This window comes from Paenibacillus sp. J22P169 (genome assembly GCF_059691995.1).
This window is the reverse complement of sequence record NZ_JCAUAO010000002.1, coordinates 849,250-871,410: the sequence shown is the minus strand read 5'-3', so window position 1 is coordinate 871,410 and position 22,161 is coordinate 849,250. Positions and strand designations below refer to the sequence as shown.

Here is a 22,161-nt window from a genome sequence, read left to right as displayed (position 1 = left end):
ATTACGACTATAGGATTACACGAATGAAACTCATTACAAGGAAACCATCAAACCATCATAAGCAACTTGTATGCCATTTGGCTCAAAAATATCAACAAGATCTTCGTGCAGTAAGTGTGCATTGTGTGAGAAATGCGTGACAATAACCTGTGCTCCCGCTTTCAAAACTCCGTTCGCATCCATCCATGCCTTGGTTTCCAGAACAGCATCGACATTCATGTGATTTTCACGATGTTGGCTTCGACCTGTTGTGCATTCTAGAATGGCGAGATCTAACTTTTTATCTTGAAGCCATGCCCAAGTCTCCTCAGGAAACCAGCCGCTGTCGTTACCATAGAGAATGGATTTGCCATCTTTTTCAATATAATAAAGCAAGCACGTTTCTAGCTTATCGTGATTGGCTAACAGGGGAACGATCGTTGCTGTTTGCGTCTTAACTGACTTAAACGGAAGAACTCGGTTGAATTCATAGTTGTGCTGATATCCGTTGAGTGCTTGAAAACAGTGCCGGAAAGGGAGATCGTGACCATATACCTGGATTGTACTTCCACCATATTGTGCGTACCCTTTCGCTCGAATCACCATATCCTCTGCATACAGATGGTCAGAGTGTGAATGAGTGATCAGCAAATCCTGAATCTGATTCATATCCAAGCCATATTGATGCGAGTGGTATAGCGTATCCGGCGGGAAATCAACCTTTAGAACGTTATCAATGATGACAGATGTGCGCGAGCGAATGTTTTTCCCTTTGCGCTCACGAGCTTGCTGACAGGTTGTACATTGGCAGAACAATGATGGAATTCCTTCAAAGGCGGCTGTGCCGAGAAAATGTATTTGCATCCGATATTCCCCCTACTGATCGGTACTGGTCATGTTGAATCATGATGAAATCACATGTTGTTTGATGTTATTTTATGTTGATTTTGTAGGGGTGTCAATAGTTATACATTCGTTATTCCTTCAGCCGGAAAACCATACAGTCGCCAAGGCTTAAGACCGCCAAACGGGCGAATGGGTCTTTCTGGCACGTATACCTTTTGGATGCTGAGCTCTGGCATTTCAACACTTTGATAGATAATGGCTTCTTCCCCCTCCGCTAAAACAATTGGAAGGAGCTCCTCGTTATCATCCAAATGAGTAACGTGTACATCATCATTCCCGGAAATCTTCCATCGTACGATTCCCTTCCATCCCGTCTTGATCCGGCACGGCTCCCCTGCCAAGCTTTTCACGCGAATCCATGAAGTACTTCCATCCCGCCGTACAGCGCTGACCAGAAACGCGCCCTCTGCACGTAAATCATGAAAGGCTGCTTCGCGCCATTCGTCCGGTACTGCAGGGAATACCCGCAATGTTCCGCCCCAGCTTTGGAGCAGCATATCGTGAATCGACTCAGCTCCGGCGAGCGGTGTCTCGATGACAGGTCCTGCCTCTTTATACATCGTATTCGGCTTCACAATGTGCATCAAGGCTTTCAAATAACGGAACGCCTCACTGCCCTTGCCTAGTGTTGCCGCAATGGAGGCAGCGCCCGTCAGGCTGAAGCCACGGAGATCGCCTTCTTTTTGAATCCAATGCCGCAGCGACTTCGAAATGAGCTCGCGATCCTCTTCACGATCACATCCGACCAGATGAAGCGGGAAAACAGCGAGTAAATGGCTGAAATGCCTGTGTCCGTATGCAAGCGGCGTATCCTTCCCGACCATAAAGCCTGTTTCGTCCACGGGCAGCGGCGTCAATCTCTCCAATATGTGCAGCCAGCTTTCTCGGAGAGGGTCCGCATGCTGTAAACGATCACAAATGTGCAACAGGGTTTCACAGCCCCAACGCAAGAGAGCCAAATCATAATGGCAATCCCTCACCTTGGTTTTCATAAAAGAACCATATTCCGGCGAGATTGTAGGCGGTAGATGGAGATAACCATCTGCGCCCTCCTCTAGAAGATGAATATAGTAATTGATACTTCTCCTCAGGATGGGATAAAGTGTATCCGTAAGCATTCGTTCATCCATGGAATAACGGTACTGCCTCCACAAGTTATGACAGATCCAAGTCAAATTTCCAACTTCATCATCAACGGGACTATTCAGATCAAAGCTGCAGCTGCGCCCAAGTCCTGCGGAATCATTCCGATACGCTTCAGGCACATTGCGAATTAATTGCTCTTGATTGTCCGCAATCGCGCGTACAAGTGACTCTCCGATTTCCAACCTGCCAGATGTATACACGGGCGAGTAACTCATTTGCACATTCATATTAAACCAGACGCCTGCCCAAGGTGTCGGCGCAAGCCATGGCCCTTGATTATCGATTAACGGCTTATCTGCCCTTGTTGCCGATGCCAATTTGTACATTTGGATCCAGTAGAAGCTCTCCAACTGTCCATCCGGGATGGAGATGAAGCTTAGCTGATAGTAGCGATGCCACCATGCACGATGGGATGCCATCCATTCGTCATACGCCGTAGAGGCAGCCTTCATGACCGCGTTAACAGCCTCTTCCTGTGCCTGTTCACCATAGCCTTTGACCACAGACAGGTAGCAAACTCTGCGTTTTTCTGTCAATTGCACTTCCTTATAAGCAGTGACGCACCCTTCGTCTGTCGAATAGCTTTGAACCGAGACCGTAACCCCAATCCAGGTCGTCTTCTTAAGCTGTACCTCAGGAATAAACTGGTTCAAGTTAATGCCATCGGCATTCACCAACACAGGATCGACTTCCGCATGTGGATACCACTGTAAAATAGCCCCTGTCTCCCCACTTAGAGACTCTATTTCCACACACATGACTGGGACTTCGCTATGAACAAAAGCACGAAGCTGAACTTCGCCTTTCGTTGTTGTCAGCCTGCCGCTAACTTCCGCGTTCCACAAATTTAACCGCAGCTGCGTTGGATGATAGATCATCCCTTCCAGTTCCAAGTCCAGCTCACCGATGGGTACACGAGGCGGAAAGCCTGAACGGTCCGTCCGAGTTGTCGTAACGTCGGTTCGACCGGTCACCAAACGCAGCACATGCCGTTTCTTCGCATGCTCTTCCCCATAAATCATCGCTCCGATGAGCCCATTCCCGATGAAGGCTCCTTCATCCCAGCTAACCGGCTTCACAACCCATTCCATGTCATTTGGTGCGAGGAACTTTTCCCAATCCACGTCCAATCTGATCTCGTTGTCCTTACCTTTCCCCATGCCCAAATCTCCTCCTTACCCCTTGATAGCTCCGATCAGTGCGCCTTTAACGAAATATTTCTGCAGGAAAGGATACACGAGAAGAATCGGTACGGTAGCCACAATAATCGTCGCATATTTCAAAGTCGCAGACAGCATGGCAACGTCGCCAGCCGAAGCTCCTCCTGTCATTGAGCTAGCTTCACCTTGCAGTAAAATTTCCCGTAGAATAAGCTGAAGCGGGTACAAGTTACGGTCCTGCAAAAAGATCATCGCATGGAACCACGAGTTCCAATGGCTTACACCGTAATAGAGCAGCATAACAGCAATGACTGGCATGGATAACGGTAAAATAATTCGGAACAGAATGACAAAATCGTTCGCTCCGTCAATCTTCGCGGATTCCTCCAACGCATCGGGGATGGCTTCGAAAGCCGTTTTCATCAGGATCAAATTAAACGTATTAATCGCATGTGGGATAATAATAGCCCATAGTGTATTGTTCAGTCCGACCCCTTTGACCGTCAAATAAAATGGAATTAAGCCCCCGCTGAAAAACATCGTGAACACGATAAACAGCATGATTTGCTTGCGATATTGCAAGCTTTTGCGTGACAGGGCATAAGCACCTAAAGACGTAAGCAAGATATTGAGTACAAGACCAACAAGTACAACAAAAAAAGTATTCCCATAGCCTTTTATAATCATCGGATTCGCAAATACACTCTTATATGCTTCCAGCGAGAAGCCTAGCGGTTTCCATAGAACTCCACTGTACGCCATGAGCTGACTGGCATCACTAATCGAAGCTAGAGCAACATAGATAATTGGATAAATGGTCACGATCATTAATATTGTCAAAAACAGCGCATTACTCCAATCAAAACTTCTCTCACCCAACGAAGGTCTGTTCGTTTTCATTTTGATCTCCATTTCCATCCTCCTCCCTGCCTACCACAGACTCGTATTGTTTAATTTCCGACTTATCCAATTGGAACAAACAAGCAGTGTGAAATTGATGGCGGAATTAAATAAGCCAACTGCCGAGCTAAAGCTGTAATTGAACTCTTGCAACCCTACCCTGTATACATAAGAGGATATGACATCCGCTGTTTCATACGTACCTGGATTGTACAGCAAAATAATCTTTTCAAAGCCAACATTCATCATTTTCCCCATTTCAAGGATGAGCAAAATAATAATGGTCGGCATAATCCCTGGAATTGTAACATGAATGGCCTGCTTCCAACGTCCTGCGCCATCAATGCGTGCTGCTTCATACTGCTCTTGATCAATTCCTGTTAAGGCCGCCAAGTAAATAATTGTGCCCCAACCAATGTGCTGCCAGACGCCGGAAGATACATAGATTGGACGAAACATATCCGCTTCAAGCAAGAACGTCGTACGTTCTCCCCCCATCCAAGCGATCAAATCATTGATGACGCCTTCGCTGGACGTGAAATCTTTCAGAATCCCACAAATGACAACGAGGGATATAAAGTGAGGCATATAGGTCAGTGTTTGAACGCTTCGCTTAAACAAAGCATTTTTCACTTCATTGAGCAGCAACGCTAAAATGATCGGAGCCGGAAAGCCAAAAATAAGCTCATTCAAGCTGATTAGCAGCGTATTTTTTATCGTCCTCCAGAAGTAAGGGCCGGAAAAAAACATTTGAAAATTGTCAAAGCCTACCCAGTCGCTCCCCAAAATACCAAGCCTTGGTGAGAAGTCTTTAAACGCGATAATGGCCCCGTACATGGGTGCATAATGAAACACAACATAGTACAGCAATACAGGCAGCAGCATCACATACAGGTATTTATTCTTGCGTATATCGAGGATCAGACCGAGCTTGGTGCCCGCTTTCTTCCGCTTATTGGCTAAGAAAACAGGTGTCGATTCATGTTTGATAGCTTCCATTTCATAGTCCACCCTTCAACAGTCTTCTTAAAGATGAACGTGCCAGCGGGTGGCCGACACGTTCTCTGTCAAATTCTTAGCGCTTATTGTAACGATCGAAAGCATCCTGATAAATTTTGAGCACTTTGTCGCTTCCCATATCTTGGATACGCTTCACGTACTCGTCGAATTTATCAATTGGCTCCTTGCCCATGACAAACTTAATAAACATTTCTTCTTTATAACTGCTAATCGCCGTGTTGAGTTTAGCTATTTCCTTACTTTCCTCTACCGTTGGTGTAATGAAAGTCGGCATAACGTGCTTCACAGCATCGGTCTCTGCCCAAATTTGCATCGCATCGTTTTGCTCTTTATACGTGTTGAAATTCTTTCTTGAGTCCCCTAGGAACGGCCCGTTCGGCTTCGTATATTGTGAAACCATTTGTTGCAAATTCAATTTTGGATCCTTCGTTATTTTGTCAGACCAGGTTGGCACGCCATTCAGGAGGTTGAAGCTTTCCCCTTCGATACCGAAGTTAAACAGCGTAGCCCCTTTCTCACTGTATGCGTAATCCAGCCACTTCACAGCGAGTTCCGGATCCTTAGCAGCCGTTGTAACGGCTTTACTCGCTAACGGATTATATTTGAAATCCCGTTGTCCGATAAAAGCACGCTCACCTTTCTTCAAGGTTGGATAAGGTGCTGCGATGAGATGGTAGTTCGGCTCTTTCTTCTTCGCCGTATCCATCCAGCGGCCAATTACGCTAAGCAGTCCTACAGTTGAACCGGATGCATTGCTAAGCATCTTGTTGTCGAGCGATTTCGAGTCCGTATTTAGGGCAAAATCTTTATCAATTAGGCCTTCTGCATACCATTTGCGGAAAAGGGTCAACACTTCTTTGAACTGTGGGTCAATCGGACCGTACTTCACTTTACCTTGATCATCAATGTAGTAGCGATTAGCTGTTTTGAAAGCACCAATGAAGGCATCCTGGATATTGAGCTCGCTGCCTGTACTGTATTGCGCAGTGAATGGAGCCGTAGCACCTTTCTTTTCCTTAAACGCTTTCAATACGGTGTACCATTCATCGATTGTCGTTGGAACTGGTAGATTCAATTCATCCAGCCAGTCTTTTCGAAGAATAGGACCACGGAATACGAGTCCATTGTCCGGACGAATCATCGGGAATACGTAGTATTTGCCGCTATCGGTCTTCAGCATTTTATCCAGCTCTTTATCTTGTTGTAAAAGTTTTTTCAAATTCGGAGCGAACTTATCGATCAGATCGTTCAAAGGAATGATCATCTTATCCGCGATCGCTTTCTCAGGTCCGCCTGGATATTCTTTGTTCCAATCATATTCGATGACATCTGTTAAATTGTTCGAGGCGATCAAGAGATTGAATTGCTCCTTTTTTTGACCGTCTGCAGGATGCGTATATTTAACCTTTACACCTGTTTCCTTTTCTAGTTGCTTACCAAAGGCTGATTCACCTAAGTTAGGTACAATGGATGTGATATTCGGATTAATTTCTTCCCATGAAGTAATCGATCCCGTTGTTGTAATTGGATACTTCGCTGCCTCAGTCACTGGTACTGTTGATGACGATGATGCTTTAGGTGTACTGCTTGCTTCTTCTTTCGAACATGCGGTTAGTAAGCTTGTTGTTGCCAAAACAATGGAGAGTGCCGTGCCAATTGTCTTCATCTGCTTCTTCATAGATATCCCCCTCGTGAATGCATATTCCTGCTTGCTCATGCATCTCGCACTGTCTTGTGCGGTGCACCGATAACGTTATTATGCGAAGTAAAGCGCTGTTTGGGTATCATCAAAAACAGAAAACCATCTTCAAAATCAGTATTTTCACATCATTAAAATTGAAACTGACGTGCAAAAAGAGAAAAAGCCACCCATAAGGTGGCATCTTCCCCCGCTAGGCTACACAAAGTCTTTGTATTTCCCAGGTGTAATTCCTTCATATTTCTTAAAAATACGATTGAACGTATTGATATCCTCGTAGCCCACTCGTCTTGCAATGTCCACGATCGAGGACGATTGTACCGCTAACAGCTTTTTCGCCTCTTCGATTCGCGTCTTGTTGATGTGTTCAAGCAGCGCTTCGCCTGTCTGCGCTTTAAATTGCTTGGATAAGTAGGAAGGGGTTAAGTTGAAAACGTCTCCAATCATCGTAATATTTAAATCAGCGGAACTGAAATTCTCTTTCACATAGGTAATGATCTGTTGGCTGAGCTGGTTATGATCTTGCTTACGATCATCCTGAATGGATTGGCACACTTGCTCCAGCACATCTCCGATTTGCACTCTCATATCTTTAATCGTTGTACACGCCGTTAATCGGTCAATCGGGTTGACCTGATTCATGAATTCCCGTTTATTGCTTGCGCCGATTTCATCGATGGTTTTGAGCATGGTGGAAATGAGATCGAACATCAAACATTTCGCAAGCGGAACAGATAGGGATGCACCCGATACATTGATTTCAATAATCTCATCAATCATCGCTTTTGACTGATTGTAATCACCCGTTTTCACAAAATTGATCAACTGCTGTTCCACATGCAAGGGGTAATAATAGCTTGATTCACGTTCTGAACCAGCATCTGGCAAGTCATTGTACCCAATAATTTCGCCGCTTCCCATCACCATGCGATATTCAAGCGCAGCAAGCGATTCCTGATAAGCCACGGGGATGCCCGCCAGCTCTTGATGAATGCGGCTAATCGCAATGGTCAAATGCACATGAAAATGATCCAACATGAAAGCTTTTACCTGTTCCGCGATATCTTTTACCTCATCAGGCTCAGGGTTCTTTTTAAAATTAATGATACACGCTTGTAAATTGTCCAATTCCGTTGAAAATGCTTGATGCTTAATGCCAACAACTTCTTCCGCGACATTCATGATAATGAACTGAACATGCTTGATTTTCTCGGCATAAGCAAACTCGGAGGACTCCAATTTGCCATAATGATCAACATGGAACAGCAATACAGCAAAATGAGAAGTCGCCAGCTCCATATTATGAACGGCCAGTGATTCATGGACAGGCACATTCCGCTCAAGTGAGCCCTTTAATAAACCTTGGAGGAAATGGGAACGAATCGTGTCCCGATGCTGTTCCAGACGTTGCCCGATTTTCTCCTTCTCCGTGAAAGTATCATTCAGCGCAGCTTGCAGATAACCATACTCATTAGAGCCTTCCTTGAATGAAATGCTAGAGCGCGTGGATAAACTTCGAATCAGCTTGCTGATCGGATCGTAATTTCGTTTGAGCATCAGAAACGTGACAATGCCGCCAATAAGGAGACTGAGCGCTATACTGATCGAGATCAAGTTTTTGACATACTTCATTTTTTCATCAAAAAGCTCCGCAGGCATCATCGAAATATATTTCCATCCGGCTCTATTCGAGGTTGTATACGAAACCGCATACTGTTTGTCTATCAGCTTATCGTAAAAGAAACCGTTCTCACTTGTTAGCTTATCGACAGATAGAAAATCAGGATTCTTCTCTAATCCCGTTGAAGCAATCAAGCGATTCTGGCGATCGAGTACCGCGATAGAAGAATGATTTGGTGACATGATATTCTCAAGCAGCTTCGTATCTTTAATGGTAAATAGGATAATAGCACCTGGTTGCTCTGGGGTGTCGAGAATGATCGATTTGGCATACATCACCGCTTTAACCGCTTTACCATCCTCTCGAATGGTCACTGGTGAGTACTCTTGGATATACCTTTTATCAAAAGTAGCCTGCCATTCCTCATAACTCATGTCTTCGCGTGCCCGAACTCTCTCGTATAATTGATGGCTATTGATATGATCGCGCGTTGAGACCACGGTATCACTATTTTTGTAATACACATAAATTTGATCGATATAATCGTTAGCCACTTTATATTTGCGCAGATCGTCGACGATTTCAACGACGTCATAATATTGCTCATCCTTCAACGGTTTCGATACCGTAATGAAGCCTGCAAGACGTTTGCTTAGCGCCATCTCAACACTTAAGCGTTCGATACCAGCCAAGTTGCTGTCAATCGCTTGCTCAATCTGCTTGAGCAGCGATTCATTGGCTCGATTGACTTCCGATTCAATCACATGCCAAGTTGCGGTATAAATGATGCCGCTGATCAGTATAGGAACAAGCAATACAGAAATGTAGGAAATAAGCCAATTCACCATGACACTTCGTGTGCTAAATCGTAAATTTTTCATTGTCACAGCTAGTCCCCCGAGTTTGAATTAATTTGATTTCCATTAATTATACACGAAAAGCAAAAAGAAACACCGCTTTCCCTTATTGAAAGAAAGTGGTGTTGCTTCGTCAACGATCAAATGAGCAAATACTTAACGATCAAACGATCAAATGCTTAAAATATCCGCTGTTTCCAACCTAGCAGCTTAGCAAGTGCTTCAACATAATAATAATCACCATAAATGAGAGATACGTTCACGTTCTGGCCAGCTGGTTTATTGCCTGTTCCCTCTAGCAGTATAGCTTGGTGCTCTGGTTTATCCCAAGTGGCATACTTCTGTGTGAGAGACAACAGCATACGTTCTGCCGCATTGCGGTACATCGCACCTTCTGTTGGAGGCAGGAATTCCGCGAGTTCAATTAACCCAGAAGCTGCACAAGAGGCAGCGGAAGTGTCCCTTGGCTCGTTATCCAACGTCTCGTCTGCACGGAAGTCCCAATGAGCCACATGATCTTCAGGCAGACACGCCAGGAAGTAATTGGCCACACGTTGCGCAGCTCTTAAGTACTGTGTGTCTCCTGTGAAGCGGTATACATTCGCTAAGCCATGCAGTGCCCAAGCTGCGCCTCGGCTCCAAGCCGATTGCGGGCCGGCACCTTGACCGCCAAGTGACTCAATCAGCTCGCCCGTCTTCGGATCAAAGCTCAAGATATGGTTCACGGAGCCGTCTTCCCGGATGAACTTCTGGACAACCGTATCCGCTTGTGCTCTTCCGATATGATCAAAACGTGGATCCCCAGTCATCTCAGCTGCCCAGAATAAAATGGACAGATTCATCGTGGAATCAACGATTGACCAACCTAGCTTATCTTGGTTCCACGCACGTAGAAAGTTCCCTGCGATATTGAATCGACCTGCCAGGAAATTAGCCGCTTGAAGGCCGCGACGCAATCCATCCTTATCCCCTGTCAGCTTATGTTTAATCACCGCTGTCGGCAAATACTGGAAGCCAACGTCATGATGGAAATTGTTATCCCGGATGCTGGCCTGTTCGAACTTGCCGTCCCACTCCCAGGCTGCTCCCTTGTAGTGCTCTTTGCCTGTCATCTCATGCATAATCCACAAAATCCCAGGCCAGAAGCCTGACGTCCACCAATCGATTCGCATATCATCATAGATGCCATCTTCCTTGGCAACATGAGGGGACTTCTCCCCAATTTGCTCGATCATCCGATCAACTTTCACTTGCAGCTCTTTCCACACGTCCGGCAAAATATCCCCGAGCTTCTGTGCGTTTTGCCACTTTGCTGCTTCCATAAGTTCACTCATCTTGTAAGCCTCCCTATATGTTTTATTTGGATACTTCTAGGATTGCTGTTACCGTAGACATTCCTTCACATGCAGCACTGACGACGGATGTATATCTCCGCTGAGCTGCTCTAGCCCCATTGGATATGGAAGCTAAAGAGGAGGCCGGTCCGCCTGCACTCACGAAATCCGTTACTGTAATGCCAGCGGGTAACCCACCGAACGGATCTACATAAATTACTGCGCGACCACTGGCGAGTTGAACCTGTCTTGAGCCACGGATTGTGCCGAGATTATCGAGCAGTTTCCCATCACCAGCTAATCCAAATCGAACAAAATTAGCTGCATCGGGACAAAAGACGCCTTTCGCGTCAAATGCTCGCACTTCTACGTAAACTCGTCCATCCGCTAGGCTTTCCGTCGTTAATTGGATCTCCGTCGGCTCCCCCCACGCGTCCGATTGATACGTGAATTGCAGCTCGTCGCTCACAACCTCGCCATTGCAGATGGCTTCCGCGCGCAGACGATACTCTCCTGCGGTCAGTTCCGTTTCCCAACGAAGACCAGCACAAGGGAAATCTTGCGAATCGCGCTGCTTCACGCCCAAGCTCTCGCCATTCAGGAACAGCTCGACCTGTTCGGCATTCGAGTATACTTTAATCAGTTTTCGTTCGCCCTCCATGCCCCAGCGAATCGGCATCGTATGCCCATAGATGCGAACCATCGGCTCCTCTGACCAATACGATTGGAACACATAAAAGGCTTCCTTCGGAGTCAGATCACGTTCGACGATCCCTTTCATGTTCAAATAGGGAATCGGGGAGTCCGGACGCACAGGTGTTGCAAAATCCTTGAAAGACCATTGCGCTGCCCCCGTCAGCCAATCCATTTTCTCCTGTGATTTCAAGTACCAATCGATCATTTCACAGAAGTATGTTTCCGACCAATCGCCATCACGCGATACGCGGGGCTCGCCACCCGTCAATAAATAATCCCCATCACGCTCGTCCGTAACGCCGTCATCAGTATTCTTCATAAACGCAAAGCCCGTGAAAGGCTTCTCCACATGCCGAGTTGGCAAATTATCCGCTCCCCACTCCATATGGAAGAACGAGTCCACATTCTCAAACGCAATCTGACAGCTCGATTCATAGTCGGTATACACGCCACGATACCACCCTGCCCAAATGGAAGGCGAGTACACATCGATAATATCCTTGCAAAATTCACATCGGCGAATCGCTGTTAATCGACTTGGGTCCAGCTCATGCGACAGATCATGCAATCCTTTCATGAAGGTGCGAATTTCTTGCTGATCGAAATGATCAAAATCGCACTCCCAATCGTTCTCATTACCTAATCCCCATAAAATGACTGACGGGTGATTGTAATGCTGATTGATCATCGCTGTAAGCATATCGATGCATTGTTCGCGGTATTCCGGACCACCCAGTCCGCCGCGGCACCAAGGAATTTCCTCCCAGACAAGAATGCCCAATTCATCACATAAATCCAGCACAATACGAGACTGCTGATAGTGTCCCAGACGAATGAAATTCGCACCCATTGCCTTGATGAGCTGCATTTCTTCGCGGATCATGTCTTCGGTCATCGCTGCTCCTACCGCTGCATGATCCTCATGTCGATGCGTACCGCGCAGCAAGAGACGCTTGCCGTTCAGCTTAAAAGGACCTTGTTTTACAAATTCAAACGTTCGGAAGCCGAACCTTTCTTGGCTTGTCGTTTCCCCGTCCACACAGGCGAGGGCTACTGAGCAGTCGTATAAATAAGGGTCTGTGACGGACCACAAATGTGGATTCTGCACCTCGAAGACCGCAATTTCCTTCTCATCCTGCCAAGCTGGCAGCGAAATCTCCGTCTGCCCGACAATCGTTCCATCTTGCTGCTTAAGCACAATCGTGAGTTTGATATTCTCCGCAAGCTGATCGGGATTGTACAATTTAGCTCGTACCTTTACTTTCCCGCCTCCTGCTGTTTGCGTTTGCGCAGAAACTTCTTCCACTTGTGTTTCCACATGCACCTGAGCCATGGAAATCTGCGGCACATAGACGAGGTTCAAATAGCGATACACACCGCCATATAGATTGAAGTCACTTGCATCCGAAGGAATCGTCTCCAGTTCTCGGCTGTTATCACACGCTATGGCGACGGGTACACGCCCTGCATATCGCTCGATCTCCTTTGCCCGCTCAATTGCTTCTGAGATATCTACCGTAAACTCATCATATCCGCCTAGGTGGGAATCCACCTTTTCGGTATAAACATACACGTCCGTGCGCTGTCCCGCGCCTTCAAAATGCAGCAGCGTTCTCCCCTTAGGATAAGGGTTATTTATCTCTAGCTTGTTCCGATACCAGCCTTGTCCTTGATAATATTTATGATCGGGATCCATCACATCAGTCCCGTTATACGTATGTGGAAGCGTAACCGACTCCCATGGCACATTATAATGATTTTGCAGCTTATCTGAGCGCCACACCTCCCAAACACCGCCTAACGATCCGCGATAGTGCTCCCATTGCTCATTTAAACGTTGTTTCAACATCTTACGTGTCTCCTCCTAGTTGCGCATTCACTTGTCTACATCGTATCAAAAAAAAGCATGAAAAAGTTTAGGCCTCTTATGATAAAATGTTGTTAGAATACGATGAGGTGATCCCCTTGAAGCTGATGAATTACTTGAACTTAAATGTGCATCCCGTCCAACTATCGTTTTTCAAAGATCGAACACACTCATTCGAAGAAGTGTTTCACGCCCATCAGGGCATGGAGCTTCTGATCGTCCATGAAGGCACGGGATTTGTCGTAATAGAACAACAAATTGTGGAGCTGCAGCCTGGCACCATTTTCTGCTTTAGACCGTTTCAGCTGCATCGCATTCGCATTCATAATCTGCCTCAAGACAGCTACATCCGTTCGCTGTTCGTTCTTGAGCCTGCCGTTCTAGAGGAAGCTCTCTCTGCTTTCCCAGCTCTTCGCGAGTTTCTCAGAAAGCTTTGGAAAGACCCGCTTATGCCGCAAGCCTTTCGAAGTGAAAATCTGGCTGCGCTTGAAGTTTTACTTCGGAGCTATACACCTAGACTTGATGCCGCCAAGGAACGCGGACCAGAGCGACTGTTAGAAGAACAGTTGCTTTTCCTGACGGCTTTCATACACCAGCTTCGCACGGATTCGGAGAAGGCTGCTTTCTCGCAGTCAGATTCTGTTCCTATGCTTACACCGAAAAGCTCATCAACAGCCGAGCGAATGCTTGCATGGATCGAGGCGCATTACATGGAGCCGTTCAAGCTAGACGAGCTGGCTTCGGCGGTTCACCTAACGCCCAACCATGTATCCACTACTTTTCATCAATCCATTGGCAGCACAATAACGGAGTACTTGACTGCGCGCCGGATCCGACAAGCCTGTTGGCTGCTGCGAACGACGGATATGTCCGTTCAAGATATCGGTGAGTCCGTCGGATTAGGCAACTTCTCATATTTCTGCCAGCTTTTCAAGAAACATGTCGGGTTCACGCCCTACAAATTCAAAGGGATGAGTGCTTATACCATTTTCATTGAATGAAATTCGCACAGGATCAGAATCTTTCGTTATATCCAGACTTTACCATGATCTCCGTCTCTTGGCATGTGATAATGACAACAAGATATTCTTTGATGGAGGTCATATCGTGCCAAATTGGATCATTCGAAAATTACAGCAGCCCGATGATTTTAAGGCAGTCGCACCGCTCCTTAATCTGATCTGGTCGGAACCGACAACAGCTGAACAGCTCAATGAAGACGAGGACAAAATCCCTCCAGGTCAGCTGCATTACAATGAAGAAGAACAGCTGATAGGATGGGATCGTCCCAAATGGGTTGCAGAAGACGAGCATGGACAAGTTGTCGCCTACGCAATCGCTTGGCGCGCCCCATGGACGGAGCCTGGCGCACTGATCTATAACCTGGTTGTAGATCCGAAATTACGTGGTAACGGCGTAGGGAATGCTTTGTATGATACGCTTCTTCAATGGGCAACCAGGTAAGAGCCTCGCGGCTCATTGGCTATATGAAGGAGAGCGACGAACAGTCATTAGCTTTTGCAGAACGTCGCAACCACGTAAAAGAACGCCATTCCTTCGAATCCGTTCTGGACTTGGCAACGTTTGATGGAGGCACACTTGAGGAATCCATAAAAGAAGCCGAACGAGCAGGGATTCAGTTCATTACCTTGGCGGATGAACCAGGGGAAGCCAGTGAGAGGAAGCTGCATGAGCTATATAAGATCACACATCCGGATATTCCAGGCTACTCCGGTGACTTTCCTTGGTTTGAAGAATGGAAAAAGTGGACCATCGCCCAAAATGGCGTACGTCCCGAATGGATCCATATCGCCAAAGATGGCGAACGCTACATTGGTGTTGTTACGCTCCAACAGAACGAACAAACTCGTGCCATGTATCATGAATATACGGGTGTACTGCCGGCATATCGAGGTCGACGGATTGCACTCGCCTTAAAGATGCTCGGCATACAAACTGCCAGCGTCTGCGGTGTGCCATATTTGAAAACACACAATGATTCCATGAATGCCCCTATGCTGCGCATTAACCGTGATTTGATCGGCTTCCGCGCGGAGCCTGGAAGTTATAAAATGGTGTGTGAGCTGCGCTGAGCAGTACGTAAACAGAAAACCGCCTTGCGAGGATTCGCAAGGCGGTTTATGTTATTCAGGCTCCACACGATCTGGCAGTTGTGACACATAACTATCGGATAATTGCAAAAGCTTTAACGCATGATTAAATTCGTCTTCCGTCGCCGATTGGTGTTCATTGGCATTGCCGGCAAGCGTAAAATAACTGCCATCCTCAAAACCTTTACCAGACATGAAGAGCTCTTCGCTATTTACAAATGAGCCTGTCGGCAAATAGTAACGTTGAGGTAATAAATTATAGGACGTATGATTAAGCAAATCTTGACCAAAGTGAATATAGTCTGTCAGCGGTACACCTAATAGGTTGGCAACTGTTGGTAAAATATCGACTTGACCGCCTAGCTGCATTTGTACCTGTGGCGTTGTCACACCTTCGGACGCGATAATAAGAGGAATATTTATGAGTTCTTTTTCACCGTATTCATGACCTAATATTTCTGTCATCAAGGCTTTGTCGTCAGCTTTCAAAGAAAATAAAGGAAGGCCGCGGTGATCGCCGTAAAGAACAACTACACTGTTCTCCCAAATCCCCCGCTTTTTCAAATCGTCGATAAACAAGCCAAGTGCATAGTCTGCATAGTTTTCTGCACGAATGTAGTCGCCTACAAAGGTGCCTTCGTACCGCTCAGGCAATGTCATCTTATATTTTTCTTCCGGAATTGTGAAGGGGTTGTGAGAGCTCATCGAGATCACGTGCGCGTAAAAAGGTGTTCCTTGGTTTTGATATGATGCTAACTCTTCCGCTGTTTTCCTGTATAACACTTCATCGGACGAGCCATAGAAGAAGGCATCCTCATCTTTGAAAAATTGTTTATCGTAGTACCGATCATAGCCAATGGCCTGATATAAATCATCCCGATTCCAGAATCCAACCTCATTCGTATGGAAATTCATCGTCGTGTAGCCTTGCTTCTGAAGGAGCTTTGGAAGGCTAGGTAAGTCCTTCTTCCCATAGACTTGAGTAGCTGCGCCATCTGGAGGTACATAGTACGACGTGTTCACGATAAACTCGGCATCTGACGTATTCCCTTGACCAATTTGCTGATAAAATTTCGGGAAATAATAGTTGGATCCAGCCAGCTTATTCAAGTTAGGTGTAATTTCTTTCCCATCGATGTTCAAGCCGATCAGAAAGTTTTGAAAGGACTCCATTTGAATAATAATCAAATTTTTCCCACTCGCCGCGCCATGCATCACAGGTTTTTCGACCACAACTTTATTTTTTAATGTATCAATGGCTTGCTGGTTAATTTGATCTGGACTGATCATTTCTTCCTTCTTTTGAGAAAGCAAATTATACATTTCATAATTTAAGATGCCCATTTTACTTGCTTTCACATTCTCATTAAAGGAACTGCGGTTAGGAATTACACTAAGTGCGCAAAGTAGTAAAGAGAAGCAAGCGACACTAGCAACTATTTTCATGCTGAGCGGCTTCCATTCTCTTGTTTTAGGCTTAAAGAATGCAAAGAGAGCAACAATAGCAATATCCAAGAAAAACAACAGATACTGGGGCTCAATCACAGAGAAAATGCTTTTCTTGACGGCACCAACTTGTTTGGCTTGCGTTAAAACATGATACGTAGCTATAACACCAAAATGCTTATAATAAATAACGAGTGCAAAAAACAAAATCGTAATAATAAGGTCAACAGCAAGATACCAGGCAAGTTTATGCTTTTTCACAACGTACTCAATCACACAATAAGTAATCAAGATGGCCGGAATTTCTGTCAAAAGGATTCTAGCCGACGGTCCTGTTTCAAATAAGATCATCCAGGCTACATAAATTTTAATTACAATAAATAATGGAAATAAAAATAATCGATGTCTGAGCTTTTCCAACATGCAGATAGCTCCTTTCGTTTATAACATTTTCATAAAATGGACTGGAAGGAATGCCGAATCACATCTCCCCTGCTAATGATTCCTACTAGTACGCCTCGTCTTAGAACGGGGAGCTTTTTTATGCGTTTTTTTCCCAATATCGCCGCGATTTGCTCAATATCCTCTTCTGCATCTACAGCAATCACCTTCTTTTGAGCTATTTTCATCACATTCAAAGGAAGCAAGTTGCGTACTCTATCTTGGAACTCATTATTATCGCCTTTGATCACAGCCGTGTACAGATACGATCCGAATATATAATCATCATGCTTGCCGATATATCGCATAATATCACCATCACTGATGTAAGCGACGACTTCATTCCGGTCGTTCACAACGGGAAGTCCGCTAATCCGATGACTAATAAACTTCTCAATCACAGCGCGAACAGTATCTCCTTCTTTCACCTTATACACCTGTTGAACCATAATTTCCTTAGCTTTCAAATTGTGTCCACTCCTGTCTACTATTGCCTTCTATTGAAGCAAGAAGTATGATGACACTATATACTTGCATTATACAACTATGTCGAGTGAAGTCAATCCTTATCCCTATGCTACAGCTGCTAACCTCTATTTGGAAGATATTCAAATCATCCGGTGTATGTTACGATACAAGCATAAATGATTGAAAATGCCTAAAGATGAGGTATACAATGATGAAAAATCCTGTTGAAACCATTGAGGTCGAAGTTGCACTATTTATACGCCGATTTATCGCAGCTACCACCAATAAAAAAGTAGGTAATTTGGATCGTGCTGCTTATCTATTGCTTCATCAAATCTGGACAAACGGATCAGCTGGTGTGAAAGCTTTGGCTGAGGAATTCCATCTCGATATGTCGACAATTAGTCGACAAACAGCAGCTTTGGAACAAAAAGGTTATGTTTATCGGATTCCCGATCCCCAAGATGGTCGAGCTTACTCCTTGCAGATCACGGAAAGCGGTTTGGCGGAACTGGCTTTGAACAAACAAGCTCGGATTGAGTATCTTGCAAAGCATCTAGAAAATTGGACATTGGAAGATCAGATAAGGTTCGGTGAATTGTTAAATAAGTTTAATTGTACGTTCTAAATAGCCCCTTCGACACCGTATTCTTGCATGAATTAGAGTACGGTGTTCTTCTTTGTAAAAAAGCTTCCGTAGACCCAAGGGATACATCCTCTTACGAGAAATAATTGCGTTGGTTTCCAACATTTCCTTTTATTTTCGCAATGAAAACAGATCATTCACCTATTCCTCCCCGGTTTACATCCGTCCAAGTCTTCAATTTCACAACCCCTTTCACAGATGCAGAAACGTTGCAAGTAAGCGTAAATGGTCAAAGATGCTAAAGTACACTTATTTTCCGGGAGTATGGCTAAACATGGATGAATTCGTGCAAAAGTGCAACCTTTGGGACCGAGAAGGGCCAAAAGGGATGACTGCTGGCAGAAATAGTTGCACTTTTGCAAGCATTTCAGATAGAGATAGTAATTCGATAAAAATTCACGACACGAGCAAGGTGATTTTGCAGAATGTCTTCCTGCAAGTTCATTTTTTGGGTGTTGGGCTTTTATAGCTACTTCTACTATTTCCACTACTTTAGCTACTTCTGCTAATTCTGGCTACTTGTGAGGGTTGGAGTTCCTGATCCTCAGATTCTGGGCTGCAACACAGATTGAATGGAAAAAGTACAGCTAATCTTGAGGAATTTCCTCGGAAATTCGATTTAGCTGTAAAATATGTAGCTAATACTCCACCATAAGCTCATTTGGGCGAAAAGGATTGAAATTAACTGGAGGAAATCCATCTAATTCATATTTGAACGGAAATCACCTGGAATTAACTGTAGGAAATCCATCTATTCGTGCCGAGCGAGGTTGAAATGCTACTCAAATTCAGTCCATCAGCCAAGAAAGAAAAAAGAACCCCGCAAAAGCGAGGCTCCGGCTCCTTCCAAGCTAGCTATTTCTTTTTGCTTAGTACCAAGCGAATCGTTCTTTTGTCACCCGTCAGATTAAATCGAAGGAAAATCAACTCATCTTTAATCAGTTTCGTCTCCACATCGCTAGTGCAGCTTTCAATTTCATAGCCACTCAGCTCGTCATCCCAATAGGCAAGTCCGAACGGCATCGGCTTCCAGTTCCCCATTTCATAGACAAGCTCGATGCGATCGCTCGTTTTCTCATAAGTCGTAATAAATAACGGAGGAATTTTTTCCTCGAATTCGTCTTGCATATTCCACTGGCCGACGTAATTGCGGACAAGCCGCGGTTTACACTCCCCTTTGACGAATACCATCTGACATTGGCTGTCGTAGAAGAAGAACGTATCCGGCCAAGGCCCTGCGGCCACGCCGCCTAGCGTCATCGTGTAGTCGTTCACTTCGGGACGAATTGGCTTATCCTTCGTTAACATATAGGACGGTGCTGTGATTTGATTGCGCTCATGATACGTGGCTAGCGCCTTCGGCAAGGTTGTAAGCGTTACGCCACACTGTGCCACGTAGGCAAAGAATCGGTCGAGCATCCCTTCGCATGCCTCAACGTGTGAAGCCGGAAACACTTGAAAGCGATCGCTGAACTCCATTTCATGCGCCTCTTGCTGTTGCAGGAAAAATACTTGATCATTATGGTCCGTATTTGCCAAATATTCATCAAACAGCATCTGCCAATACGTGATCTCCTCACCCGTACACAAACCCGCACGCAGCACATCATTAGGGTCAGTCGAGTAAATAACAGGACTGCCCGTATGGTACGACAAATGCAAATCCCGTGCTGTCCACTCGCAGGCGACGACTTTTCCTTTGCCAGCATGTGGAACTTTGTATCGGTGGCTATCCACATACCAGGATCCCCAAGGGATCCCTTTATGCGTGATACCGTCCCACCACACTTGCTCCCAGCAATATCCCCACATGCCTTGGAAATCCAGTTCCTCTAGTACTTCAATGACTTCATTGTAAATCTTGCCCCTTGCAGCGATCTTGGTAGTCGCCCAAGGAAAGGCCTCCTGTACGAGCTGCCAGTCACTATACAACCTAGCCTTAAATGCTTCCTTCGACATCCCGGAATCTTCCATAAAGAAAGGGCATTGAAGAATGATATCATCGCCATATGCCTCATGCCACTGCCGAATTCGCTCACCCAACACGGGAATGGAGCCTCGGTTGACGATCCATGTCACAGGTATACCATGTTCATGGGCTAATCTTGCTGTCCGCTCCACACCTTCGACTGCTGTTCCATGTCCCCATGAGGTATCATAATGAGAGGCATAGCTGACGAAGGTGTAAATGAGGTTCTGGGGTTTCAACGAAAATCACCTCTAGCTCTTCCTATTTTTTGTTCTCTTTCCACCATGCATCGATTTGTGTTTGCAGTTCTGTTTTCACCTTCTCGAGTCCTGCTGCTTTCAGCTTCCCATTACGCTCATCAAGCAATTTGGATGGATTCGGAACCGCACCTGTACTAATCACTTTATATTCGTTCACAATTGTCGTTAACTGAGCAATCTCGTTCTTCACATTCGTGTCATCGAAAACAAATCCAATTAACGGGAAGCGTTTCGCATCATTGTTAAACTTCTTCCAGCTGTCATACAGATCGTCTGGTTGACCTGGTTTCATGTAGTTCAAGAATTGGTTACCAAGTACCCAGAACACTTGACTGTCATAACCAGAATCTTTGATCGGTTCGATACGGTTAGGACCCACTTTTGTGTAGTGTTTGCCTTCAATACCATTCACAAGGAGGTTGATCACATAAGGGTCTGTATGAAGGTAGTTAAGGACCATCATCGCTCTTTCTGGATTTTTTGAAGTTCTGGAAATGGAAAGCATCGAGCCCGTAGCCAAATCCGTTGTTACAATTGGTTCTTCAATGACATGGGAAACCCAGTCGAAGTTATCAGAAAGCTTCAATTCGATATCGGAACCAGGCTTCCACACCGTGGATTGCACCCAGAGCTTACCTTGCTTACGTATGTCCGCAACATTCGTAGTAACGGTTGCAGCATCTGCGTTAATGTACCCTTTTTCATAATACTTACGGAACAATTCGGCGTCTGCTTTATTCATATCAATAATATCCTGATCCAGAATAGTTCTAACCTTCATATCCGTTGCCTTGTAATCGAGGAAGAACATCGGAAGCTTAGCTGGAACAGGTCCGATCGGACGATAATTAGAATTAGTTTCATACATCATAAAACTAGCTGGACCACCTGCTACGAAATAATTGATCATATTAGGTTCAGCTGCTTTAATTTTCTCAAAATACGGCTCTAAATCTTGGACTTTGTTAATTTTATCGACAGGTATCTGATACTTATCGACGATATCCTTACGGAAAGTGAATGCCTTCCCTTGGGTAATTTCCTTATCCGTTGGAATCGCATACAATTTACCTTTGTAACGAGGTGCCTCTAGGTACAGAGGATGAAGCAACTTCCTCGTTTCAGGCGCAAATTTATCCAGAAGCGAATCAAGCTCCAAGAAAGCTCCCTTCGTCACATTCGCAGAGAAATCCAGCCACGAAGCTGTGAATACAAGATCCATTTTCTCCCCAGTATTCATCATCAACTCTGTCTTCTTCTTATAATCTGCTGACGCGATTGGCTGCAAACTGACAGTTGTGTTAATTCTTCCTTTTAAGTACTCATTCAACTTCTCTTGAACGAGGGCGTCGTCCTTCATCGGCTTCGCTTGATAGACGATGGATACATCATAAGGCTCCAAAGCTGCTTTCGGATTAGCAGGAGCTGCTGAACTGGCGGCAGTCGTCGCCGGACTTGCTGTACTTGCTTTGTTATCACTAGAACAAGCAGGCAAGACAGCCGTTAATCCAATTGCGAGTGCCATAGGTGCAAGCAATACTGATTTTCTACGTTTCATTGTGGACCCTCCTGTAATGAATGTTATAGGAAACGACTGAGGAATGCGAGTAGCAATTCGCAGCCGGTATTACTATG

At 45.3% G+C, this 22,161-nt stretch carries 17 protein-coding genes; 5 read left to right on the top strand and 12 right to left on the bottom strand.

All coding sequences use genetic code 11. The annotated features are described in order from the left end of the window. Nucleotides 1-33: 33 nt before the first annotated feature. The 8 genes from AC58QG_RS17760 to AC58QG_RS17725 all read right to left on the bottom strand — a co-directional run bounded on the left by AC58QG_RS17760 (nucleotide 34) and on the right by AC58QG_RS17725 (nucleotide 13,167). Nucleotides 34-843 (bottom strand): MBL fold metallo-hydrolase, encoded by an 810-nt coding sequence (locus AC58QG_RS17760; RefSeq protein ID WP_497363437.1) that lies wholly within the window; start codon nucleotides 841-843, stop codon nucleotides 34-36. A 101-nt stretch (nucleotides 844-944) separates the two neighbouring features. Beyond that, nucleotides 945-3,191: a glycosyl hydrolase family 95 catalytic domain-containing protein gene (locus AC58QG_RS17755; RefSeq protein WP_497363436.1), complete on the bottom strand. Its 2,247-nt coding sequence runs from the start codon at nucleotides 3,189-3,191 to the stop codon at nucleotides 945-947. Between the two features lie 15 nt (nucleotides 3,192-3,206). Continuing rightward, a complete protein-coding gene (locus AC58QG_RS17750) occupies nucleotides 3,207-4,109 on the bottom strand; it encodes a carbohydrate ABC transporter permease (RefSeq protein WP_497363435.1) in 903 nt (300 codons plus the stop codon). Between the two features lie 12 nt (nucleotides 4,110-4,121). Then, entirely contained in the window at nucleotides 4,122-5,090 is a 969-nt protein-coding gene (locus tag AC58QG_RS17745; protein WP_497363434.1) for an ABC transporter permease, read from the bottom strand. A 76-nt stretch (nucleotides 5,091-5,166) separates the two neighbouring features. Then, nucleotides 5,167-6,789, bottom strand: a complete 1,623-nt coding sequence (locus tag AC58QG_RS17740; RefSeq protein ID WP_497363433.1) for an extracellular solute-binding protein — start codon at nucleotides 6,787-6,789, stop codon at nucleotides 5,167-5,169. Nucleotides 6,790-7,008: 219 nt separating this feature from the next. Then, nucleotides 7,009-9,312, bottom strand: a complete 2,304-nt coding sequence (locus AC58QG_RS17735) for a helix-turn-helix domain-containing protein (RefSeq protein WP_497363481.1) — start codon at nucleotides 9,310-9,312, stop codon at nucleotides 7,009-7,011. 155 nt (nucleotides 9,313-9,467) lie between these two features. Next, nucleotides 9,468-10,610 (bottom strand): glycoside hydrolase family 88 protein, encoded by a 1,143-nt coding sequence (locus tag AC58QG_RS17730; RefSeq protein WP_497363480.1) that lies wholly within the window; start codon nucleotides 10,608-10,610, stop codon nucleotides 9,468-9,470. 34 nt (nucleotides 10,611-10,644) lie between these two features. Next, complete coding sequence (locus AC58QG_RS17725; protein ID WP_497363432.1) at nucleotides 10,645-13,167, bottom strand: glycoside hydrolase family 2 TIM barrel-domain containing protein; 2,523 nt, start codon at nucleotides 13,165-13,167, stop codon at nucleotides 10,645-10,647. Between the two features lie 125 nt (nucleotides 13,168-13,292). On the opposite strand from AC58QG_RS17725, the gene AC58QG_RS17720 reads away from it, so the two are divergent. The 3 genes from AC58QG_RS17720 to AC58QG_RS17710 all read left to right on the top strand — a co-directional run bounded on the left by AC58QG_RS17720 (nucleotide 13,293) and on the right by AC58QG_RS17710 (nucleotide 15,278). Then, nucleotides 13,293-14,186 (top strand): AraC family transcriptional regulator, encoded by an 894-nt coding sequence (locus tag AC58QG_RS17720; RefSeq protein WP_497363479.1) that lies wholly within the window; start codon nucleotides 13,293-13,295, stop codon nucleotides 14,184-14,186. Nucleotides 14,187-14,292: 106 nt separating this feature from the next. Beyond that, the gene (locus tag AC58QG_RS17715) at nucleotides 14,293-14,649 is read left to right on the top strand and encodes a GNAT family N-acetyltransferase (RefSeq protein WP_497363431.1); all 357 of its coding nucleotides are present in this window, start codon (nucleotides 14,293-14,295) and stop codon (nucleotides 14,647-14,649) included. Continuing rightward, the gene (locus AC58QG_RS17710) at nucleotides 14,634-15,278 is read left to right on the top strand and encodes a GNAT family N-acetyltransferase (protein ID WP_497363430.1); all 645 of its coding nucleotides are present in this window, start codon (nucleotides 14,634-14,636) and stop codon (nucleotides 15,276-15,278) included. The genes AC58QG_RS17715 and AC58QG_RS17710 overlap by 16 nt, the downstream gene beginning before the upstream one ends. Before the next feature lie 51 nt (nucleotides 15,279-15,329). On the opposite strand, the gene AC58QG_RS17705 is transcribed toward AC58QG_RS17710, so the two are convergent. Together AC58QG_RS17705 and AC58QG_RS17700 are read right to left on the bottom strand one after the other, a co-directional pair. Beyond that, a complete protein-coding gene (locus tag AC58QG_RS17705) occupies nucleotides 15,330-17,165 on the bottom strand; it encodes an LTA synthase family protein (protein ID WP_497363429.1) in 1,836 nt (611 codons plus the stop codon). Between the two features lie 29 nt (nucleotides 17,166-17,194). Beyond that, nucleotides 17,195-17,650 carry a CBS domain-containing protein gene (locus AC58QG_RS17700; RefSeq protein WP_497363428.1) on the bottom strand — a complete coding sequence of 152 codons (456 nt, stop codon included), beginning with the start codon at nucleotides 17,648-17,650 and terminating at the stop codon, nucleotides 17,195-17,197. Nucleotides 17,651-17,859: 209 nt separating this feature from the next. On the opposite strand from AC58QG_RS17700, the gene AC58QG_RS17695 reads away from it, so the two are divergent. Together AC58QG_RS17695 and AC58QG_RS17690 are read left to right on the top strand one after the other, a co-directional pair. After that, nucleotides 17,860-18,279: a MarR family winged helix-turn-helix transcriptional regulator gene (locus tag AC58QG_RS17695; protein ID WP_497363427.1), complete on the top strand. Its 420-nt coding sequence runs from the start codon at nucleotides 17,860-17,862 to the stop codon at nucleotides 18,277-18,279. 292 nt (nucleotides 18,280-18,571) lie between these two features. After that, a complete protein-coding gene (locus tag AC58QG_RS17690) occupies nucleotides 18,572-18,766 on the top strand; it encodes a hypothetical protein (protein WP_497363426.1) in 195 nt (64 codons plus the stop codon). Nucleotides 18,767-19,152: 386 nt separating this feature from the next. On the opposite strand, the gene AC58QG_RS17685 is transcribed toward AC58QG_RS17690, so the two are convergent. Both AC58QG_RS17685 and AC58QG_RS17680 read right to left on the bottom strand, forming a co-directional pair. Further along, nucleotides 19,153-20,505, bottom strand: coding sequence for a hypothetical protein (locus tag AC58QG_RS17685; protein ID WP_497363425.1), 1,353 nt, complete (start codon nucleotides 20,503-20,505; stop codon nucleotides 19,153-19,155). Between the two features lie 22 nt (nucleotides 20,506-20,527). Beyond that, nucleotides 20,528-22,084 carry an ABC transporter substrate-binding protein gene (locus AC58QG_RS17680; RefSeq protein WP_497363424.1) on the bottom strand — a complete coding sequence of 519 codons (1,557 nt, stop codon included), beginning with the start codon at nucleotides 22,082-22,084 and terminating at the stop codon, nucleotides 20,528-20,530. Nucleotides 22,085-22,161 lie beyond the last annotated feature (77 nt).

What these genes read in the sequence shown, in the direction of transcription:
- AC58QG_RS17760 (WP_497363437.1), bottom strand. Translation starts at nt 843, where the DNA reads ATGCAAATACATTTTCTCGGCACAGCCGCCTTTGAAGGAATTCCATCA.
- AC58QG_RS17755 (WP_497363436.1), bottom strand. Translation starts at nt 3,191, where the DNA reads ATGGGGAAAGGTAAGGACAACGAGATCAGATTGGACGTGGATTGGGAA.
- AC58QG_RS17750 (WP_497363435.1), bottom strand. Translation starts at nt 4,109, where the DNA reads ATGGAAATGGAGATCAAAATGAAAACGAACAGACCTTCGTTGGGTGAG.
- AC58QG_RS17745 (WP_497363434.1), bottom strand. Translation starts at nt 5,090, where the DNA reads ATGGAAGCTATCAAACATGAATCGACACCTGTTTTCTTAGCCAATAAG.
- AC58QG_RS17740 (WP_497363433.1), bottom strand. Translation starts at nt 6,789, where the DNA reads ATGAAGAAGCAGATGAAGACAATTGGCACGGCACTCTCCATTGTTTTG.
- AC58QG_RS17735 (WP_497363481.1), bottom strand. Translation starts at nt 9,312, where the DNA reads ATGAAAAATTTACGATTTAGCACACGAAGTGTCATGGTGAATTGGCTT.
- AC58QG_RS17730 (WP_497363480.1), bottom strand. Translation starts at nt 10,610, where the DNA reads ATGGAAGCAGCAAAGTGGCAAAACGCACAGAAGCTCGGGGATATTTTG.
- AC58QG_RS17725 (WP_497363432.1), bottom strand. Translation starts at nt 13,167, where the DNA reads ATGTTGAAACAACGTTTAAATGAGCAATGGGAGCACTATCGCGGATCG.
- AC58QG_RS17720 (WP_497363479.1), top strand. Translation starts at nt 13,293, where the DNA reads ATGAATTACTTGAACTTAAATGTGCATCCCGTCCAACTATCGTTTTTC.
- AC58QG_RS17710 (WP_497363430.1), top strand. Translation starts at nt 14,634, where the DNA reads ATGGGCAACCAGGTAAGAGCCTCGCGGCTCATTGGCTATATGAAGGAG.
- AC58QG_RS17705 (WP_497363429.1), bottom strand. Translation starts at nt 17,165, where the DNA reads ATGTTGGAAAAGCTCAGACATCGATTATTTTTATTTCCATTATTTATT.
- AC58QG_RS17695 (WP_497363427.1), top strand. Translation starts at nt 17,860, where the DNA reads ATGATGAAAAATCCTGTTGAAACCATTGAGGTCGAAGTTGCACTATTT.
- AC58QG_RS17690 (WP_497363426.1), top strand. Translation starts at nt 18,572, where the DNA reads ATGGATGAATTCGTGCAAAAGTGCAACCTTTGGGACCGAGAAGGGCCA.
- AC58QG_RS17680 (WP_497363424.1), bottom strand. Translation starts at nt 22,084, where the DNA reads ATGAAACGTAGAAAATCAGTATTGCTTGCACCTATGGCACTCGCAATT.